This is a genomic window from Granulicatella sp. HMSC31F03, from assembly GCF_001807725.1.
In the GTDB taxonomy this organism is placed as follows: Bacteria; Bacillota; Bacilli; order Lactobacillales; family Aerococcaceae; genus Granulicatella; species Granulicatella adiacens.
The window spans coordinates 74,932-91,428 of the sequence record NZ_KV790853.1; the positions used below are offsets into that span (position 1 = coordinate 74,932).

The window sequence follows — 16,497 nt, forward strand, 5'->3', positions numbered from 1 at the left end:
AAGTTCATTCACAACACAATCACAATGAAAGCCTGGGAAATTTTTCTCAGGCTTTTTGTGTGGAAACATTTGGTGTAGGAGCGTGTGCTTGCCCCTTTCGGGGGAGGCTTTTAGGTGTATGAAGTACGGTGCTAATTGCTTTAGAAACTAGCGGTTTTTATTGTTGAAAGAGGATTAGTGAGCCACCGACTCGAGCCTAGTGTCTCTCGTCTTTGAAGCCTCAAAGAGACACTAACGAATGGATTCGTAAGTGTCTCTAATTCGCATTCAATGGATGTTCTCACTAATCTTTCAACAAAACCGCTATTTCTTTCGCAATCAACATTTTCGGTCTACACCTAAAAGCCTCCTGAGGGGAATTTCACACAACAAAGCTGAGAAAAGTTGGGAGGCGTTCTTGAGATTGTGTTCCTCATTCACGACGGACCTGTGCAGGGTGAGGTGATGATTGTTTTAGAAACAAGCGGTTTTTATTGTTGAAAGAGAATTAGTGAGCCATCGACTCGAGCCTAGGGTCTCTTGTCTTTGAAGCCTCAAAGAGACACTAACGAATGGATTCGTAAGTGTCTCTAATTCGCATTCAATGGATGTTCTCACTAATCTTTCAACAAAACCGCTATTTCTTTCGCAATCAACATTTTCGGTCTACACCTAAAAGCCTCCTGAGGGGATTCCACACAACAGAGCTGAGTGGCTTTCCCTAGATTGTGTTTCTCATTCATGACGGACCGGTGCAGGATGGGATTGAGTGTCTTTTATGGAGAGTATGTTATAATGGGCAGATAGAAGAGGTGATTTTAATGCGGTACGTGCTTTTATTAAGGGGCGTTAATGTCGGAGGAAAAAATAAAGTCGTAATGAGCGAGCTGAAGGAACTATTAAAGAGTGAAGGCTTCAGTGAGGTGGATTCTTACATTAATAGCGGGAATTTATTTTTTACAAGTAGCGAGAGTGTGGAGAAAATCGTTTCGAAAGTTGAAAAATTATTAGAAGAGAATTATGACTTCTCGATTCCTTTTGCCTTACTTTCAAAAGAAACTTATTTAGAAGAAATTGCAAATCTTCCAGAGTGGTGGAACGAAGACTTTGCTAGAAAAGATATTTTGTTTTATTCTCAGGGGACCAATTCGGATGAGGTCGTTGAATTTGCAAAAAACTCTGAGCTTTATAATGAAAAAGTGTATATCGGAAAGAATGCAGTCTTTTGGGCTAAGATGGATGAAGGGAAGTTTTTGAAGACGACTTATCATAAGAAGTTGTTGAAACAACCTTTTTATAAGACGATTACAATTCGAAATGGTAAGACCTTTGACAAAATTGCAGAACTACTGCAAAAAGAACAGTAATATTTATAGAAGTAAAATAGTTTGAAAACAGTAAGTCGATGAATTTACTGTTTTTTTATTTAAAATGAAAGAGAAATCAGTGTGTAAGCCAGATATGAAGTAGAAAGAAGTGCCTTTATGATAGGGCTTTTTTATGGTACAATAATCTGTGAATTTGTAGAAAGTAGAGGCGCATTATGGAAATAAAAATTATTGAAACAAGTGATATGCATGGGTATGTATTGCCAACGAATTATACTGAAAGAAACTTGGATTTAGGATTCAGTACCGCAAAGGCTGCGACGGTCATTCAACGATTAAAACAAGAAGCCAAAGGACCAGTAATCCAAATTGAAAATGGAGACTTTATTCAAGGGTCGCCTTTAAGCTATTATGTACGTAAAAATGATGCAAAAGTAGCTGCAGATTTAACTAAAGTATTAAACTATTTAGGCTATGATTTAGGGATTCTAGGGAATCATGAGTTCAACTATGGGCTAGACTACTTAAGAGAAGCAATCACGTCTTATAATCATCCTATTCTTTGTGCAAACATTTTAACAAAAGACGGTAAGCCAGCATTCGGTGAACCTTACAAGGTGTTTGAAAAAGAAGGTGTAAAAGTCGCTGTTCTAGGGATTACAACACCCTATATTCCAAATTGGGAACAACCTGCAACGGTGAAAGATTTAGTATTCGTGAGCGCGTTGGAAACGGCGAAGAAATACGTTCCAGAAATGCGTAAAGTGGCGGACGTTGTTGTGGTAACTTACCACGGAGGATTCGAGTGCGATCTTTCATGTGGGGATCCAACAGAGTTATTAACAGGAGAAAATGAAGGGTATGCGATTGCAACTCAAGTAGAAGGAATCGACGCCTTAGTGACAGGACACCAACACCGAGTGATTGCCCAAAAAGTGAATGGGATTCCAGTGATTCAGCCAGGATACCGCGGAGCATATGTGGGTGAAATCAGCTTACAAGTGGAAAAAGTAGACGGAAAGTATACCGTTGTTTCAAGCGAAGCAAAACTTCATCCAACTGAAGAAGTTCCAGCAAATCCAAAAGTCGTAGAAATGTTTAGCGACTTACAAGCAGAAGTGGAAGATTGGTTAGATACAACTGTTGGAACAGTAGTCGGGGATATGACGATTAAAGATCCTCACGAAGCGCGTTTAAAAGAACATCCATATGTTGAATTTATTAACAAAGTTCAAATGGATGCTAGTGGTGCGGATATTTCAGGAACGGCGTTATTTAATAATGATGGGCGTGGGTTCAATTCTGAAATTCGCATGCGTGACGTGATTACAAACTACATTTATCCAAATACATTAGCCGTTCTAAAAGTGAGCGGGGCGGACTTGAAAGCGGCTCTTGAACGTGTAGCTACTTATTTCATTGTTGAAAATGGAAAAGCAGTCTTCAATCCTAAATATGTGGAGCCAAAACCTCAATTCTACAACTATGATATGTATGAAGGAATCGAGTACACTTTAGACTTTACAAGACCATTTGGAGACCGTGTCACACGTTTAGACTATCATGGAAAACCAGTTCAACCGACTGATGAATTAGAAGTGGTGGCAAATCAATATCGTGCAGTTGGTGGCGGAAACTATAGTATGTTTAAGCCAGAGAAAATTGTGCGTGAGGTGCAGATTGACATGACGGAACTCATTGCGGAATACTTGCGCAAACATCCAGTCATCGAAGCAACAGTCAACAACAACTTTAAGACTGTGGTGAAATAATATAAAGACACTTCAAACTCCTCAGAGTTTGTTATAGAAAAGCATTATAGGATACCGGTTTGAGTCTAAGGTCTCAAACCTACCAAGCTTCAAACAGTCTCTACGAAATGAATTTCTAGAGACTGTAATTCACATTGGTTATCATCCCCTATAATGCTTTCTATAACCTCTGAGGAGTTTTTCGTTTTATCAGCGTTTAAGTTGTTGTTTCGCTTTGATGAAGTGAGTGCAAGTATTCCTTCATTCGAAATGAGAAGAGTTAGCCAATATAGCTGTACCGGATTGAGCCTACGTCTCAATCCTATCGAGCCTCAAACGGATGGTAGGAAAGGAATTTCCAACCATCCGTAATTCGCATCGATTAGTAATCGCTATAATGGCTACTATGTTATCCGAAAACGCGTAGCTTTTTTTCTTTGTATCTTAACGTTGTTGCTTTGCTTCGATGAAGTGAGTGCAAGTATTCCTTCATTCGAAAGGAGGGAAATCTTCTAACTTGTAGCTTAGGAATTCTAATCTTGGATATTAAATATTGTTGATAGATAGGGAAGACAGGAGAGGGTCTAGAATAATGAAAAGTGTTTATGATGATATATTGTGTTTTTTGTGAAGTGTGATAAGATTAAAGCAACAAACTCAACAAGAGAGGAGTTCTGTATGTTAGTGAAAAGATTTATTAAATTTAGTTTATTGGGGGTATTGTTAATGATTCTTTTTGGGTGTAGCGGAAGAAATAGTAGAGCATACTTAGAGGACAGAATAGGGAATCAAATTAGTCGAGTGTATCCAACGAAAAACTTGGAAGATTTATTTGAGCAATTTCCTAATGGTTTTTTGATTGAACAATCTTATCTGTTTGAAGATAGAATTATTGATTTTGAATTAGAAGGAATTGAAAAAGGAAAACCTTTAGAAGGAACAATAAAACAAATAAATAGAAAAAGTGGAGCTGAGGAAGAGAAAATTCCAGTCAAGTATTATAAGGGGAAATTCTTGTATGACAACGAAGAAGCAGCAAGAAAACTTTTACCAGTAGAAAAATTTTTATTCCAAAAGATGACATTGAATAAAGAAATTCTTTCGAAATTTAAACTGAAGAAAACCCATTACAATGATAATAATGGTAGCTTTGATTTAGAATATGTCGGTAAGAATGAACAAATAAACCAATTTCTTGATTTGGATAACCAACAACAAGTCACATTGGGATTCCATGGCAGCAATGCGAATAGAGGTTATTACTACTCACTTTCAGTTGAGGTAGGTAGTAATTTAATATTTATAGAGCGAATTAGTGACTAATGCAGGAGGTAAGTTATGGGGAGAGTTCAAGAAACTGGAAGTTTGATACCTTCTTTAGATGGTTCTAATCTTTCATATGAATTTGAAAAAGACAGAGTTGCTAATCCAAAAGAACAAGATATCTCTGTTGTAATTAAAAGAGTGAACTTAAACAAAAAAATTCCAGAGAATTTAGAATATCTTGATGATTTTTATGATAAGGTAACAGGGACAAGTGGAACGGCTTTTCGTGACAAAAATACTGGTAAGATAATTGTTTCTTATACTGGGACCAATCTGGATGGGAATGCAGGGGAAGATATTTATGCCGATGCTTCAGGTATTTTCTTAGGAACAGGGTTTCACTATCCGCCTGCATTCAAATTCTATGAAAAACTAGCAGAAAAATATGGTGCTGAGAATTTAATTCCAACTGGTCATTCTCTTGGTGGGAACGTCGCAATGCGTGTTGCGCTTAGGTACAATTCTAAGATGGCCATAGTCTATAATTCAGCTCCGCTTTATATGAAAGGGATTCAAATAAAAATTAGTCCCATAGTTTCTCAAAATATTAATCAAATAAATGAGGATATTGCGAACTATACTGGTAGAATTGTTCGTATCGTTGCAAAAAATGATCCGTTAACAAACATTAGTGAAAATTCCAATGGCGTATTTGTAGGAGATAAATTTACTCTGCCAATTTTGAGTGAACATGGATTAGACCCTATTGTGGAAAATGATGAACAAGTTGCAAATATATTACGAATTATTAATGCAGAAGAACAATTGGTTTCGACAATAGAAATGGTAAGTAGTAGGATGCAATCTCTAAAGAAGAAAAAAAGATCCTTTGCCAACTCTAATTCTATTAGCCTCGAAGGGGTAACAAGTTCTCAATTGATTTATCTAGATGCAATGCAAGCGAAAATTCTTTCAGAGGGATTAATTAATGTGTCAACATCATCGTTAGAACTAATAGAACATTCGGGGGAAGGGACTCAATATAAAGCACAGAGTTTGTATGATTCTTTAACAAATTCTAATTTAGGATTGAGTCTAAGTCCAGATGAATTATTATCAGCCTTTGCAGAAGCAGGGGTTCATTATGACTCGATTGTTGGTGAAGTTTCTCGTCATTGTAGTGACAAGGAAAAAGAAGTCCAAAATATTGTGGATACATTTAATCGATTAAAAACTAATCTTGATACTGGTATTCAGGAATTAGTTGAAAAAGATAAAGAATTAGAAAATATGTTTACATTAGAAGGATAACCAGTGATGAATGATAAAGATGAAGTAGTCATAAAAATAAAAGAAGCCTATTTGAGATTAGATGAAATAAAAGATAAGTTTAATAAAGAAAAAAAGAAACTTGAAAATGATTTGAGTCAATTAATGGGTTTTGAAAAATCTATTTCTAGATGGTTAGAAGATAAATATGACAGGGTTATTTATGATTTAAAAAAAGATAATGGATATAGTGAAGAAGAGTTAAATAGATTAAAACAAATTTTTAATACGTACTCTGAAGCTAATAAGAACCAATTTGTACTTAGAAGGAAAGCTATCGAAAATAATGTTGAAGATTTATATGTTCATTATAGAGAAACGGTTCGTGTGCAAGAAATGCAAATTGAAGAATTACAAAACAAATTTCGAAAGCTAAATACTGAAGAATAATAAGAGGAGAAAAAATGTTTAGATTTTCTGATGAAGCAGAACGTACTATGAATCAAATATATAATCAATTTCCAGGTGATGTATATCATGGACTTCCGACACTAGCTAAAGCATTTGATAAACTATTAGTGCGCTTAATTTACGCACCTAGGAGAATAGAAATAAGAAATCGCTATTTAGAAGAATATAATATTGCTCTTTCAAAGATTGGAGAAAAAGCAAATCAAGAAATTCGTAAAATCAATTCAGAAATTGATGAAGAAATTAAAGGGCACTTTTCAAAGGCTATTACTCAATCCATTGAGCACGAAAACGAGAAATGGTTAAGATTATAGAATGTCAATAAAATGTTAATTGAAGAGTAAGAAAGGAATTAAGCGACTTTGCTTAATTCTTTTTCTTTACATTTTAAAGTTTTGTTATAGATAGGAATAGTATTTGTGAAATTGGAAATGAGATTTTGATATGGGTGTATCGTTTCGTTTGTAAAGTATGATATGATTAAAACAAAAGGTCATGTAGAGAGGATTCGAGTATGAAAGGGAAAAAGCTATTTTATTTTGTACTATTTTTTTCGTTGATCGCAATTCTATATGGATGTAACGAAAGAAATAGTAGAGGCTATTTAGAAGATAGAATTGGAAATCAAATCAGTCGAGTGTATCCGACTAAAAACTTGGAAGATTTATTTGAGCAATTTCCCAATGGCTTTACTATTTATCAATCTTATCTATTAACAGATAAACTGATTAAGATTGAACTTGATGGAACCGAAAAAGGCAAACCTATTGAAGGAACGATAAAACAAATCAATAGAAAGAGTGGAGCTGAAGAAAAGAAAATTGAAGTAAAGTATGATGCAGGAAAGTTTTCATACGACAATGAAGAAGAGGCAAGAAAACTTTGGCCATTAGAAAAGTTTTTATTCCAAGAAATGACATTGAATAAAGAGATTCTTTCGGAATTAAAATTAAAGAATACTTACTACAACCGTAATAATGGTGGATTCGATCTAGAATATATAGTTAAGAATGAACAAATAAATGAGTTCCTCAAACTGGAAAATCAACCGCAAGTTACATTGGGATCCCATGGAAGCAATGCAAATAGAGGTTATTACTACACGCTTTCAGTTAAGGTAGAAAGTGGTTTTACGTTTAGAGAACGAATTAGTGAGTAAGGCTAACCAAAAAGGTCATATAGAAAGGGATAATATATGAAAGGGAAAAAGGTATTTTATATTGCAATGTTTTTTGCGATAATCTTTATGTTGTTTCGATGTGAAGGAAGAGATAGCAGAGAATATTTGGAAGATCGAATTGGGATTCCAATCAGTCGAGTTTATCCTACTCAAAACTTAGAAGATTTATTTGTGGAATTTCCTAATGGATTTACGATTTATCAATCTTACCGTTTGGAAGGTAAATTCATTGATATAGAATTAGACGGGGTTGAGAAGGGAAAACCAATAGAAGGAACAATAAAACAAATCGATATAAAAAGTGGAGCTGAGGAAAAGAGAATCGCAGTTACGTATGACAAAGGAAAGTTTTCATATGATAATGAAGAAGAAGCGAGAAAACTTTGGCCGATAGAAAAGTTTTTATTCCAAGAAATGACATTGAATAAAGACATTCTTTCGAAATTTAAGCTAAAGGATACTTACTACAACGGTAATAACGGTAGCTTTGAAATAGAATATATTGTTAAGAATGAACAAATAAATGAGTTCCTTGGACTAGAAAAGAAACAACAAGTCACATTAGGATTACATGGCAGCAATGCAAATAAGAGATACTACTACACGCTGTCAGTTGAGCTAGACAGAAATTATAAATTTAGGGAACGAATTGAAGAGTAAGAAGGGAATTAAGCAATTTTGCTTAATTCTTTTTTTGTTCTAAAGTTTAGGATTTTGTTAGGGAATGTGGCGGTGAGGGTGGGTTATGGTATGATGAAGGCACTGAATTGCAAAGTGAGGTTTTGTGTGTGAAGTTAAAGAAATGGTCGTGGATTGGGCTATTGATATTATGCGTGACGCTATTAGTGGGATGTGTGGATCACACGAGTCGTGGGTATCTTGAAGAGCTCTCTGGGAAAGAGTTGAGCAGGGTTTATCCAACAGAAAATATTGAAGAATTATTTGAGCAGTTTCCGAATGGATTTACTGTGAGTCAGTCGCGTGTCGTAGGGGACTCAACGGTATTTGTTTATCTTAAGGCGAAGGAAAAAGGAAAACCATTTATCGGTACGATGAAGCAAATCAATTCTAAAACTAAGGAAGAGGAAATCAGTCAGACGTTCCAATATGTGGATGGCAAGTTTGTTTTTGAAAATGAGGAAGAAGCTAAAAAACTCTGGCCACAAGGGAAGTTCTTATTTCAGGAATTGCAATTGAATCAAGAGATGTTACGAAAGGCAAAATTGCATTCGAATCATTATACGAATAGAGAAGAAAGTCCTACAGGAGATAACTCATTTTATCTAGAATATAATATTCAGCTTCCAGTGGTTAATCGAATTTTGGGGATAGACGAATCGCAACCGATAGATTTTTCTATTTTCGGGCACGATGAGTCCAAAGGTTTTTTATATGAAATTGGAGTGCACCAAGATAATATAACGACTTTATGGGAAATGATACGAGAAATTAGGTAAGAGGAAAGTCGATGGTTTTCTGAGAATTAGAAAGATGTTACAATAAAAGCGAGGTGAGTATATGCAAACAATTATGATTGTAGAAGATGAAAAAGTCATTCGTGATGCGGTGGTATCCGAGTTAGAAAAATGGAATTATGAAGTTGTCGCTGTAGAAGATTTTTCTCAGGTATATACTCAATTTTTATCTGTGAATCCGCAGTTGGTCATTCTCGATATTACATTGCCGTTTTTTAATGGTTATTATTGGTGCCAAGAGATTCGTAAAGTGTCTCAAGTGCCGATTATGTTTTTATCCTCTCACGATCAACCGATGGATATTGTGATGTCGATTAATATGGGTGCAGATGACTATATGACAAAACCGTTTGAACCTAGCGTTCTTGTAGCAAAGATTCAAGGGATGATGCGTAGAAGTTATGAATTTGTACAGCAGAAAGACTGGATAGAGTATAAAGGTGCAACCCTTCAATTAGCAAGCACAAAAGTGAGTTTTAATGGAGAGGAAATGGATCTCTCTAAAAATGAATTAATTGTTCTAAGAGTTTTGTTTGAGAAACAAGGGGATATCGCCACTAGAGAAGAGTTGATGAATCAACTGTGGAATAGTGATTTGTTTGTAGATGACAATACACTTTCGGTGACAGTGGCGAGACTTCGTAAAAAGCTAGCTGAAATTGGTCTAGGGAATCTCATCACGACTAAAAAAGGAATTGGGTATGGAATGGCGGAAGAAATTCAATGATGACAAAAAAAGATTTTAGTATTCAATGGCTCAAGTCACACCATACTTTAATGATTTCATTTGGATGTATCGAAGTATTTTCGATGGTATTTGCATTGGTGTTTAACTGGGGAAGTACAGGAGCTTTTTACTATTTATTTTTATTAGGATTGTTTCTATGCTTTATTTTGTTTATTTTGCTCTGGCATGGCTGGAGAAAATATAAAAGCATGGTGAAAGCTTTGAATCAGCAAGCGAGATCCTTGGAAGAAGAATTTTCTCCTATGATCCATCTTCTCTTTGAAAAGAATCAAGATTTAACGCAAGAAATGCAGCAGTTAAAGACCAAAATGCAACAAAGTAGAAAAGAAGATATTGATTATTACACGCTTTGGGCGCACCAGATTAAAACGAGTATTGCTTCCAGTCAACTCTTAATTCGGAACCTTCCTCAAACTGCGGAAAAGTCCATGTTGGAACAAGAGTTGGTGCGAATTACAGCCTACACGGAATTGGCGCTGCACTATGTACGGATGGAAACTTTCCATAGAGATTTGGATTTACAAAAGGTAAAGATAGATGAAATACTCCATCCTGTCATCAAAAAATACGCCACATTCTTCATTCATAAGAAGTTGAAATTACAATATATTCCTATTGATGAGGTAGTCGTAACGGATAAGAAATGGCTAGGGGTCATTGTGGAGCAAGTATTGTCCAATGCGGTTAAGTATACTCCGGATGGGGGAAGGATTGAGATTACTTTCGATAAGGATGTACTAACCATTAAAGATACAGGAATTGGAATTGCTTCTCATGATCAAACTCGAATTTTTGAAAGAGGATTTAGTGGATTCAATGGAAGAGTCAATCATCAATCGACTGGACTAGGGCTCTATTTATCTAGTGAAATTGCAAAGAAATTAGGAGTTACTTTAAGCGTCGATTCTACTGTTGGAGAAGGAACTGCGATTCATATTCAGATTCCTAAAGAAGGTTTACAAGTCAAAGATTAGAGAAGGGACAAGTATCCCTTCTTTTTTTGAGTTCTTCGTGCAATGGGAAATTTCATAAACATTAACGATGACACGCCCGGATATGTTATAATTAAAAAGGTTATTATATCTGATAAAAGATAGGAGAATGACAATGACAGTAGATCAATTAGAATTAGTCGTCATTACAGGAATGAGCGGTGCAGGAAAAACCGTTGCTATGCAAAGTTTTGAAGATATGGGATATTTCTGTGTCGATAATATGCCGCCAAGTTTATTACCAAAATTTTGGGAATTAGTGAAAGAATCAGGAAAAATTACAAAGATTGCGCTCGTAATCGATTTACGTTCTCGTGCGTTCTTTGATGAAATCATGTCCGCAATCGGTGGACTAGATAATACTTCCTTTATTACCACAAAAATTTTATTTTTAGAAGCGAGTGATGATGCATTAGTCTCTCGTTATAAAGAAACTAGAAGAACTCACCCATTAGCTGGGGAAGGTCGTATTTATGATGGAATTATTGCGGAGCGTCGCTTACTACAAGATATTAAGACTCGCTCGCAAAAAGTCATTGATACAACGAATTTATCTCCTCGTCAGTTACGTGAAGAAATCATGCAAGCTTTCTCTAATGGACAAGAGGGTGTGTTTACGATTCAAGTGATGTCCTTTGGCTTTAAATATGGATTACCGATTGATGCAGATGTAGTGATGGATGTTCGTTTCTTACCAAACCCACACTATATTCCAGAGTTACGTCCTTTGACTGGATTAGATGAACCGGTTTATGACTATGTAATGAGTCAGCCAGAAGCGAAGACGTTCTATCATAAATTGATGGACTTACTGGACTTCTCAATTCCGGGCTACAAGAAAGAAGGGAAATCAAGCGTAACAATTGCGATTGGATGTACAGGTGGACAACACCGTTCGGTAGCTTTTGCTGAACGAATTGGCCGTGAATTATTATCCGACTCTTATAATGTGAAAATTTCTCATCGTGACAAAGATCGTCGTAAAGAAGGGAATGGACGCTCATGATGTTTGAGGTAACACCAAACCCTCCGAGGAAGAAAAAGGGTCCAAAAATTACCGTAATTGGAGGAGGAACGGGACTGCCTGTTCTCCTTAGAAACCTCCGAAAGCGTGATGCAGAAGTCACTGCAATCGTAACAGTTGCCGATGATGGTGGAAGTTCAGGAGTCATCAGGGACTACATGAACGTTGTCCCACCAGGAGATATTCGAAATTGTATGATTGCTCTTTCGCCAATGAATCCCTTACAAAAAGAAATCTTCCAATACCGTTTCAATTCTGATGATCAATTCTTTGCAGGGCATGCGATTGGGAACTTGATTATTGCGGCATTAACGGAAATGCGAGGGAATAATATTTTTGATGCCATTCGTTTATTGTCTCGAATGATGGCGGTCGAAGGGCATGTTTATCCAGCGGCAGAAGAACCTTTATTACTTCGTGCGGAGTTTAAAGATGGTACGATTGTAGATGGGGAATCTAAATTAGTGAAATTACGCAAAAAAATTAAAAAAGTTTCGGTTCACTGTTATGATGAAAATCGCCAATTAGATGAACGTCGCACTCCTATGGCAGCTAGAGAAGTGATTAATGCCATTATGGAAGCAGATATGGTCGTGTTGGGGCCGGGTAGTTTATACACCAGTATTTTGCCAAACCTCATGATTAGTGATATTGGTGAAGCAGTCTGTGAAACGAATGCAGAAGTCGTGTATATTTGTAACATCATGACCCAATTAGGGGAGACCGAGCAATTTACGGATGCTGATCATGTGCGCGTGTTACATGAACATTTAGGAACGGAATTTATTGATACCGTTCTTGTGAACACAGAGGAAGTACCGGAAGAATATTTAAGCCAACAAAAGAATGAAGAATATCTTTATCAAGTAAAATATGACTTCCAAGGGTTAAGAGACCAAGGATGTCGTGTGATTTCATCAGACTTTATTCGTCTTCGTGAAAATGGGGTATACCATGACGGGGAAAAAGTGATTGATGAATTATTCCGTCTCTTACAAAGTGCAAAAACTGAAAATAATTAAGGAAAAGGAGCCAAGGCTTGTCTTTTGGCTCCTTCATTATGACAAAAAGAGAAAGGAGAAACAAACGAGTGTCCTTATTATCTTTTGCTGCAGAAACGAAACAAGAGTTAACACAGCTAGAAGTGCAATATGATTATTCCAAATACGAATTAGCGGCGCTTATTCGTATGAATGGTGCGGTTGGGATTTTAAATCGACAATTAATCTTAAATATTCAGACGGAAAATGCAGCTATTGCCAGACGTATTTATATTTTACTGAAGAAGTATTATCAAGTTGAGAGTGAACTCTTGGTTCGACGCAAAATGAAACTAAAGAAAAATAATGTTTATATTGTACGTCTGAAACATGGAACGGAAGAAATTTTAGAAGATTTGAATATCAAATCGAGCGGATTATTCAATATGCGCGTTCCGGAAAATATTAGAGATGATGAAGAAAAAATGCGTGCTTATCTTCGAGGCGCTTTTCTAGCAGGAGGCTCTATTAATGATCCAAAGACGAGCCGTTATCATCTAGAAATCTACTCTATTTATGAAGAACACAATGATGATATTTGCCAGATGATGAATGCGTTTGGATTGAATGCTAGAACGATTGAGCGTCGAAAAGGATATATCACTTATTTAAAAGAAGCAGAAAAAATTGCGGACTTTTTAGCGGTGATTCATGCATCAAACGCGATGCTTCATTTTGAAGATATTCGTATTATTCGAGATATGAGAAATACCGCGAACCGCCTTGTGAATTGCGAAAATGCAAATATCAATAAGGTTGTCAATGCCGCAACTCGTCAAATTGAAGAGATTCAATATATTGAAGATACGGTAGGGTTAGATTCCTTACCGGATAAATTATCCGAAATTGCAAAAATCCGATTAGAAAATCCAGAAATCAGTTTGAAAGAATTAGGGGAAATGCTTCCTTCTGGAGCAATCTCAAAATCAGGAGTGAATCATAGACTTCGAAAAATCTCGGAATTTGCTCAAAACCTAAAAGAAGAAAAATCCAATTAAAAGGAGGGAACGTAGCTTACTATAGAAAAACTATAGGAGGTAGGTTCCATGAACTTAGTATCTTTAATTGGTCGTGTTGTCAAAGAGGTAGAAGTACAACAGCTTCAACCTTCAGGAAAGAGTGTGTTTAATAATACAATGGCGGTGCAAAATGTATATCGAAACAATGATGATTCTTATCATTCACACTTCATTCAAGTAGTCGCTTGGGGCAAAATTGCTGAACGGATTGGCAAATTTGTCAAAAAAGGGGACCGGATTGGTGTGGAGGGAAGACTGAATACGCGTCGTTATACGAACAAGAATCATCAAGAAGTCTACGTTACCGAAGTCGTTATTGAACAAGTTTATTTTTTAGAAAGAAAGCACGAAACAGAGGAGATAGAGTCTCCGTTTGAAGATCCACAAAGTCTTTTTGTGGAATAGCGTTAAGGAGAAAAATTCCTTCGCGTAATAGAATAGAATGAAGGAGTTTTTCAGTGATTATTTTAATAAATGGAGTAGCCATTGCAGTAGGGGCAATCGTGGGAGTATTTCTCAGAAATATTATCGCAGAGCGTTTTTCCCAACATATTATGCAAGGGTTAGCTCTTTGTGTATTTTTAGTAGGAATTAAAGGAGCTATTCAAATTCCTAGTAGTATGATTATGATTTTATCGCTCGTTTGTGGAGCGCTCGTAGGTGAAGGGATTCAAATGGAGGAACGGGTTCGCAAATTTGCGGATTGGCTTCAAGAGAAGACTTCAAAAGGAAAAGAGACAAATGTCAATTTAGGAGAAGGATTTGTCGCTGCGGTGATGATTTTCTGTGTAGGAGCCCTGGCTACAATGGGGTCGATTCAACTAGGATTGACTGGAGAGCCGAGTTTACTTCAAACTAAATCCATTTTAGATGGGATTACTTCGATATTTCTTGCTGCAACTGAAGGGATTGGCGTTGGCCTATCATCTGTAGCTGTTATTGCATATGAGTTAATTCTAGTAGGATTATCGCAATTCGTAGCACCTTATTTAAGTGAGACAGTCACAGTTTCTATGTCAGCAGTGGGGTCTTTACTGTTAGTGGGCTTAGCAATGAATCTTTTAGGAATTACAAAGATAAAAGTCCTTAATTTCTTGCCCGCTATTTTCATGCCTATTATAATTGTACCCATTTTAACGATGTTTTAATGAAAAAAACTGAGTCGATAAAATCGACTCAGTTTTCTTTTTGATTAGTTATTTTCTGCTTCTAGTTTTTCAAAAGCATCGTTTAGGATGGATTTCAATGTTCTTGCAGATAAGTTCATTTTCTCTTGTTCAGAGTCTGCTAGAGGGATTTCGATGATTTGACGAATCCCTTCACGACCGATAACGGCTGGAGCCCCGATATAAATATCATCTTGTCCATATTGACCTTCAAGATATACGGATAATGGGAAAATCGCTTGTTCATTATTTAAGATGGCTTTTGTAATACGTGCTAGAGTAGCACCGATACCGTAGTAAGTCGCCCCTTTTTTAGCGATAATTTCATAAGCCGCGTCACGTACTTGGAAGAATACTTCAACTAATTTTTCTTCATCTACATGTGGATTTTGACGAACCCATTCATAGATTTGTAAACCACCGACGTTTGTATGAGACCAAACTGGGAATTCAGTATCCCCGTGTTCACCCATGATATATCCGTGGACATTACGAGCGTCAACGCCTACTAATTCAGCGATTGTTTGACGGAAACGAGCACTATCTAAAGAAGTACCAGAACCGATAACGCGTTCTTTTGGAAGTCCAGAGAATTTCCAAGTTGCATAAGTTAAGATATCCACTGGGTTTGAAGCCATTAGGAAGATTCCATCAAATCCACTAGCCATAATAGAATCTACAATGTTTTTCAAAATCTTTAAGTTTTTAGAGACTAAATCCAAGCGAGTTTCGCCTGGTTTTTGAGCTGCTCCAGCAGTAATACATACAATATCTGCATCGTGGCAGTCTTCGTATGTCGCTGCATAAATCTTTTTAGGGGCATTGAAAGCTAAGGCATGTGATAAGTCTAACGCATCGCCTTCTGTTTTTTCGAAATTGATATCAATGATTCCGAGTTCTTCCGCAATCCCCTGTAATACAAGAGCGTAAGCGTAACTAGAACCAACGGCACCGTCACCGACTAAAATTACTTTATTACCATGTTTTTGAGATTTTTCCATGTTCATACCTCCTAAAAAATTAGTAATGGAATATCCATAAATAAGTATAGCACGATTTTCTGAAAATTGATTTTCATAAGGCCTTTATTATGACAAATAATACATAAAAAACACAATTTCGTGAAAAAGTGAATTAATAACGGGAAGTTGTAGGGGTATGGTATAATAGCAAAATAGAAGAAAAAAGAATAGGTGAAAGTATGAAATTAGTCGTTGGTCTAGGAAATCCTGGAGCAAAGTATAAAGGAACCAGACATAATGTCGGATTCATGACAATGGACGAAGTGGCCTATCAAGAAAAGTTTGATTTTGATAAAGCACTTTTCGATGCAGTGTTTGCACAGGTGCAAATCGGCGGAGAAAAAGTCATCTTCATGAAGCCCTTGACGTTTATGAATTTATCAGGAGAAGCGATTCGACCATTGATGAATTATTTTAAAATTGGAATTGAAGATCTTTTAGTCGTTTATGATGATATGGATTTACCAGTCGGAAAGATTCGACTTCGTCAAAAAGGTAGCGCTGGTGGCCATAATGGGATGAAAAGTATTATTTCCTGCCTCGGGACAAGTGAGTTTAACAGAATTAAGGTTGGGGTAGGTCGTCCTAAAGAGGGACGAACCGTTGTAGGACATGTCCTCAACCGTTTTGAAAAAGAGGAAGAAGAAGACATTATTTTTGCGGTGCAAAAGAGTGTCGATGCGATTCGTTCGTGGATTGAAACGGATGATTTCGTTAAAACAATGAATCAATTTAATTAAAATATAGAAGAAGAGATGCTGCGAAGT

Annotated in this window: 18 protein-coding genes; 17 read left to right on the top strand and 1 reads right to left on the bottom strand. The window is 36.4% G+C overall.

What is annotated here, in order from left to right:
- Positions 1-800 precede the first annotated feature (800 nt).
- The 16 genes from HMPREF3106_RS05170 (at position 801) to HMPREF3106_RS05245 (ending at position 14,690) form a co-directional block, all read left to right on the top strand.
- Entirely contained in the window at positions 801-1,346 is a 546-nt protein-coding gene (locus HMPREF3106_RS05170; protein WP_070444800.1) for a DUF1697 domain-containing protein, read from the top strand.
- A 176-nt stretch (positions 1,347-1,522) separates the two neighbouring features.
- Positions 1,523-3,079, top strand: a complete 1,557-nt coding sequence (locus tag HMPREF3106_RS05175) for a bifunctional metallophosphatase/5'-nucleotidase (RefSeq protein ID WP_070444803.1) — start codon at positions 1,523-1,525, stop codon at positions 3,077-3,079.
- A gap of 657 nt (positions 3,080-3,736) precedes the next feature.
- Positions 3,737-4,381, top strand: a complete 645-nt coding sequence (locus tag HMPREF3106_RS05180; protein ID WP_070444806.1) for a hypothetical protein — start codon at positions 3,737-3,739, stop codon at positions 4,379-4,381.
- A gap of 15 nt (positions 4,382-4,396) precedes the next feature.
- A complete protein-coding gene (locus tag HMPREF3106_RS05185; protein WP_070444808.1) occupies positions 4,397-5,635 on the top strand; it encodes a Tle-like phospholipase domain-containing protein in 1,239 nt (412 codons plus the stop codon).
- 3 nt (positions 5,636-5,638) lie between these two features.
- On the top strand, positions 5,639-6,043 hold the full coding sequence (locus HMPREF3106_RS05190) for a hypothetical protein (RefSeq protein ID WP_070444813.1): 405 nt from the start codon (positions 5,639-5,641) through the stop codon (positions 6,041-6,043).
- Between the two features lie 14 nt (positions 6,044-6,057).
- Entirely contained in the window at positions 6,058-6,378 is a 321-nt protein-coding gene (locus HMPREF3106_RS05195) for a hypothetical protein (RefSeq protein ID WP_070444818.1), read from the top strand.
- 200 nt (positions 6,379-6,578) lie between these two features.
- Positions 6,579-7,223: a hypothetical protein gene (locus HMPREF3106_RS05200; protein WP_083281603.1), complete on the top strand. Its 645-nt coding sequence runs from the start codon at positions 6,579-6,581 to the stop codon at positions 7,221-7,223.
- A 36-nt stretch (positions 7,224-7,259) separates the two neighbouring features.
- A complete protein-coding gene (locus HMPREF3106_RS05205) occupies positions 7,260-7,904 on the top strand; it encodes a hypothetical protein (protein ID WP_083281604.1) in 645 nt (214 codons plus the stop codon).
- Between the two features lie 128 nt (positions 7,905-8,032).
- On the top strand, positions 8,033-8,701 hold the full coding sequence (locus tag HMPREF3106_RS05210; protein WP_148129412.1) for an adenosine kinase family protein: 669 nt from the start codon (positions 8,033-8,035) through the stop codon (positions 8,699-8,701).
- A gap of 61 nt (positions 8,702-8,762) precedes the next feature.
- The gene (locus tag HMPREF3106_RS05215) at positions 8,763-9,446 is read left to right on the top strand and encodes a response regulator transcription factor (RefSeq protein ID WP_049554852.1); all 684 of its coding nucleotides are present in this window, start codon (positions 8,763-8,765) and stop codon (positions 9,444-9,446) included.
- Positions 9,443-10,441 (top strand): sensor histidine kinase, encoded by a 999-nt coding sequence (locus tag HMPREF3106_RS05220; protein ID WP_070444823.1) that lies wholly within the window; start codon positions 9,443-9,445, stop codon positions 10,439-10,441. The genes HMPREF3106_RS05215 and HMPREF3106_RS05220 overlap by 4 nt, the downstream gene beginning before the upstream one ends.
- A 127-nt stretch (positions 10,442-10,568) precedes the next feature.
- Entirely contained in the window at positions 10,569-11,465 is an 897-nt protein-coding gene (gene rapZ / locus HMPREF3106_RS05225; protein WP_371327437.1) for an RNase adapter RapZ, read from the top strand.
- Positions 11,462-12,505 (top strand): gluconeogenesis factor YvcK family protein, encoded by a 1,044-nt coding sequence (gene yvcK / locus HMPREF3106_RS05230; protein WP_005606148.1) that lies wholly within the window; start codon positions 11,462-11,464, stop codon positions 12,503-12,505. Before rapZ ends, yvcK begins: the two co-directional genes overlap by 4 nt.
- A gap of 68 nt (positions 12,506-12,573) precedes the next feature.
- Entirely contained in the window at positions 12,574-13,521 is a 948-nt protein-coding gene (gene whiA, locus HMPREF3106_RS05235) for a DNA-binding protein WhiA (RefSeq protein WP_305793924.1), read from the top strand.
- A gap of 48 nt (positions 13,522-13,569) precedes the next feature.
- Complete coding sequence (locus tag HMPREF3106_RS05240; protein ID WP_070444826.1) at positions 13,570-13,947, top strand: single-stranded DNA-binding protein; 378 nt, start codon at positions 13,570-13,572, stop codon at positions 13,945-13,947.
- A gap of 53 nt (positions 13,948-14,000) precedes the next feature.
- Positions 14,001-14,690: a DUF554 domain-containing protein gene (locus HMPREF3106_RS05245; RefSeq protein ID WP_070436811.1), complete on the top strand. Its 690-nt coding sequence runs from the start codon at positions 14,001-14,003 to the stop codon at positions 14,688-14,690.
- A 44-nt stretch (positions 14,691-14,734) separates the two neighbouring features.
- Here HMPREF3106_RS05245 and HMPREF3106_RS05250 read toward each other — a convergent pair whose 3' ends face one another.
- The gene (locus tag HMPREF3106_RS05250; protein WP_049554846.1) at positions 14,735-15,709 is read right to left on the bottom strand and encodes an L-lactate dehydrogenase; all 975 of its coding nucleotides are present in this window, start codon (positions 15,707-15,709) and stop codon (positions 14,735-14,737) included.
- A 200-nt stretch (positions 15,710-15,909) separates the two neighbouring features.
- Here HMPREF3106_RS05250 and pth point away from each other — a divergent pair, with 200 nt between their 5' ends.
- Positions 15,910-16,470, top strand: a complete 561-nt coding sequence (gene pth / locus HMPREF3106_RS05255; RefSeq protein WP_070444829.1) for an aminoacyl-tRNA hydrolase — start codon at positions 15,910-15,912, stop codon at positions 16,468-16,470.
- The last annotated feature ends 27 nt before the right edge of the window (positions 16,471-16,497 follow it).

Coding starts and splice junctions, on each gene's coding strand:
- HMPREF3106_RS05215 (WP_049554852.1), top strand. CDS start 8,763: ATGCAAACAATTATGATTGTAGAAGATGAAAAAGTCATTCGTGATGCG.
- yvcK (WP_005606148.1), top strand. CDS start 11,462: ATGATGTTTGAGGTAACACCAAACCCTCCGAGGAAGAAAAAGGGTCCA.
- HMPREF3106_RS05200 (WP_083281603.1), top strand. CDS start 6,579: ATGAAAGGGAAAAAGCTATTTTATTTTGTACTATTTTTTTCGTTGATC.
- HMPREF3106_RS05205 (WP_083281604.1), top strand. CDS start 7,260: ATGAAAGGGAAAAAGGTATTTTATATTGCAATGTTTTTTGCGATAATC.
- HMPREF3106_RS05250 (WP_049554846.1), bottom strand. CDS start 15,709: ATGGAAAAATCTCAAAAACATGGTAATAAAGTAATTTTAGTCGGTGAC.
- HMPREF3106_RS05240 (WP_070444826.1), top strand. CDS start 13,570: ATGAACTTAGTATCTTTAATTGGTCGTGTTGTCAAAGAGGTAGAAGTA.
- HMPREF3106_RS05195 (WP_070444818.1), top strand. CDS start 6,058: ATGTTTAGATTTTCTGATGAAGCAGAACGTACTATGAATCAAATATAT.
- HMPREF3106_RS05170 (WP_070444800.1), top strand. CDS start 801: ATGCGGTACGTGCTTTTATTAAGGGGCGTTAATGTCGGAGGAAAAAAT.
- HMPREF3106_RS05175 (WP_070444803.1), top strand. CDS start 1,523: ATGGAAATAAAAATTATTGAAACAAGTGATATGCATGGGTATGTATTG.
- rapZ (WP_371327437.1), top strand. CDS start 10,569: ATGACAATGACAGTAGATCAATTAGAATTAGTCGTCATTACAGGAATG.
- HMPREF3106_RS05220 (WP_070444823.1), top strand. CDS start 9,443: ATGATGACAAAAAAAGATTTTAGTATTCAATGGCTCAAGTCACACCAT.
- HMPREF3106_RS05185 (WP_070444808.1), top strand. CDS start 4,397: ATGGGGAGAGTTCAAGAAACTGGAAGTTTGATACCTTCTTTAGATGGT.
- HMPREF3106_RS05180 (WP_070444806.1), top strand. CDS start 3,737: ATGTTAGTGAAAAGATTTATTAAATTTAGTTTATTGGGGGTATTGTTA.
- pth (WP_070444829.1), top strand. CDS start 15,910: ATGAAATTAGTCGTTGGTCTAGGAAATCCTGGAGCAAAGTATAAAGGA.